Source organism: Streptomyces phytophilus (assembly GCF_013870535.1).
In the GTDB taxonomy this organism is placed as follows: Bacteria; Actinomycetota; Actinomycetes; order Streptomycetales; family Streptomycetaceae; genus Streptomyces; species Streptomyces phytophilus.
In genome coordinates this window covers 1-2817 of record NZ_JACBXC010000807.1, presented here as the reverse complement: position 1 = coordinate 2817, position 2817 = coordinate 1, and the positions used below count along the sequence as shown (strand labels likewise).

General features: G+C 73.7%; 3 protein-coding genes. 2 read left to right on the top strand and 1 reads right to left on the bottom strand.

What is annotated here, in order from left to right; genetic code table 11:
* The coding region (locus tag H5J30_RS25560; protein WP_181789704.1) for a phosphatidylinositol-specific phospholipase C/glycerophosphodiester phosphodiesterase family protein at positions 1–742 on the top strand (742 nt) is incomplete at its 5' end.
* Positions 743–766: 24 nt separating this feature from the next.
* Here the strand turns inward: H5J30_RS25560 and H5J30_RS25555 are convergent.
* Positions 767–1390: a TetR/AcrR family transcriptional regulator gene (locus H5J30_RS25555; RefSeq protein ID WP_181789703.1), complete on the bottom strand. Its 624-nt coding sequence runs from the start codon at positions 1388–1390 to the stop codon at positions 767–769.
* A gap of 97 nt (positions 1391–1487) precedes the next feature.
* Here H5J30_RS25555 and H5J30_RS25550 point away from each other — a divergent pair.
* Positions 1488–2817, top strand: a 1330-nt coding sequence (locus H5J30_RS25550; RefSeq protein ID WP_181789702.1) for an MFS transporter, incomplete at its 3' end; no start/stop codon positions are given.

Here is a 2817-nt window from a genome sequence, read left to right as displayed (position 1 = left end):
GAAGCGGGCGCACGCGCACAACGACTACCTCCACGAGCGCCCGCTCCTCGACGCGCTCGACCACGGCTTCGCGAGCGTCGAGTCGGACATCTGGCTGGTCGACGGCCAACTCCTCGTCGCCCACGACGAGTCGCAGCTCGACCCCGCCCGCACGCTCCAGCGGCTCTATCTCGACCCGCTGGCACGCCGCATCCGGGCCAACGGCGGCCGGGTCTACAAGGGCCACAAGCTCACCCTGCAACTGCTCATCGACCTCAAGACCGCCGGCGACCCCACGTACCGCGCGCTGTCCGAGGTGCTGCGCGGCTACGGGTCGATCTTCAGCTCGGCCACCGGCGGCAAGGTGCGGCGCCGCGCGGTGACCGCCGTCATCTCCGGCGACCGCGGCGCCCGGGCGCCGATGGAGGCCGAGAAGCTCCGGTACGCCTTCTACGACGGCCGCCACGACGACATCAACTCCGGTGTCCCCGCGTCGTTCATCCCGCTCGTCAGCGGCAACTGGAACTCCAGCTTCACCTGGCAGGGCACCGGCACGATGCCGGCCGCCGAGCGCAACTGGCTGAACCTCATCGTCCACACCGCCCACAGGCAGGGCCAGACGGTCCGCTTCTGGGCCACGCCCGACCTCCCGGGCGAGGCGCGCGACAACATATGGCGCACGCTGCTCGACGCGAACGTCGACTGGGTCAACACCGACGACCTCGCGGGCCTGCAGACGTTCCTCCGCAAGCACGACGCCTGACGCGCCCTCAGGTCTCCGCCGCCGTCACACGACGTACGCCCCCTCCCGCGCCGCCACCGCCGCCGCCTCCGCGGCGCGGTCGGCGGCCGCGGTGTCGAGGGGGTCGCCGCTGGCGAGGAGGCGGTAGTAGAGGGGGGCGGAGACGGCGCGGACGACCTCGTGCGGGTCCGTGCCCCCGGGGAGTTCGCCGCGGGCCACCGCCTGCTCGACGCAGGGAGCCCACTCGGCGATGCGGACGGCGTAGAAGCGGTGCAGGGCGGCGGCCGTGCGGTCGTCGCACGTGGCCGCCGCGATCACCGCGCGGAACAGCGCGCCCTGCCGGGGGTCGGTCAGGGTGCCCTGGACGAGGCGGGCGTTGGCGCGCAGGTCGCCGAGCAGGGTGCCGGTCTCGGTGCGCGGTACGGACTGCTCCGCCATGTCCGCGAGCAGGTCGGCGATGAGCCCGGTGGCCGAGCCCCAGCGGCGGTAGACGGTGGTCTTGCCGACCTCGGCGCGGCGGGCGACGTCGGCGAGGTCGAGGTGGGCGAAGCCCTGCTCCGCCAGGGCGTCGCCGGCGGCCCTGAGGACCGCCGCGCGGACCCGTGCGGTACGGCCGCCGGGCCGCAGGGTGCCGGGGTCCGGTTCCGGACTCGACTCTGCCGCGCTCATTAATGGGTCTCCAGTTTCATTAGTAGTCGATTCCCTGCTACCTTCGACCCAGCTTAACGGAACAGAGGTCCCGTTAGCCCGTACGAAGGGAACTCCCATGGCCGTCCTCGACGGGGCCGTCACCGCGCCTCCCGCGCGCATGACCAGCCGGCAGAAGCTCGTCCTCACCCTCCTCCTCGGCGCCCAGTTCATGGTCGCGGTGGACTTCTCCATCCTGAACGTCGCCCTCCCCGCCATCGGCGCGGGGCTCGGCTTCCCCCTCGCCCGGCTGCAGTGGATCGCCACCGCCTTCGCCCTTGCCGCCGCCGGCTTCACCCTCCTCTTCGGCCGTATCGCCGACCTCTTCGGCCGCAAGCGGCTCTTCCTCGGCGGCATGGCCCTGCTCGGCCTGTCCTCCGTGCTCGGCGGCCTCGCCACCTCCCCCGGGATGCTGCTCGCCGCCCGCGTGCTCCAGGGCCTGGCCACCGCCGCCGTCGTCCCCGCCGGGCTCTCCCTGCTCACCACCGCCTTCCCGGAGGGTCCGCTGCGGCAGCGGGCGCTCGGGCTCAACGGGGCGCTGATGTCCGCCGGGTTCACCGCCGGCGCCGTACTCGGCGGACTCCTCACCGACCTGCTCTCCTGGCGCTGGGCCTTCCTCATCAACGTGCCCGTGACCGCCGCGGTCCTCGCCGTCGCCCCCGCCGTCATCGCCGACTCCCGCCCCGCCGGCCGGCCCCGGCTCGACCTCCCCGGCGCGGTCACCGTCACCGGCGGGCTGCTCGCCGTCGTCTACGGGCTCACCCGCGCCGGCGAGGCCGGCTGGACCGAGCCGCTGACCCTCGCCGCGCTCGGCGCGGGCGCCGTACTGCTCACCGGGTTCTGGTTCGTGGAGAAGCGGGCGGACAAGCCGCTGGTGCCGGTACGCATCCTCCGGCGGCCCACCGTCGTGTGGGGCAACGCCGCCGGGCTCGTCGCCTTCCTCACCGAGACCTCCCTCGTCTTCCTGCTCACCCTCTACCTGCAGGAAGTCCTCGGCTACACGCCGCTCGCCACCGGCCTGGCCTTCGGCGTCCTGGGCCTGGGCACCGTCCTCGGCGGCACCCTCGGCGGGCGGGTGATCGGCCGCGTCGGCAGCCGCGCGGCGATCGTCTACGGCGGCACGGCCCAGGCCGTCGCCACCGCGGCGCTGCTCGCGCTCGGCACCTCCGGCGACTGGATCTGGCTGCTGCTCGCGGCGACGTTCGCCGGCGGCGTCGGCAACATGCTGATGATCGTCGGATTCATGGTCACCGCCACCTCCGGACTGCCCGACTCGGAACAGGGTCTGGCCACGGGGCTGGCGACCATGACCCAGCAGGTCGGCATCACGATGGGCATCCCGGTGATGAGCGCCGTCGCCACCGCGCGGATCGCCGCCTCCGGCGGCGACGGCCCGCAGGCCGTGCTCG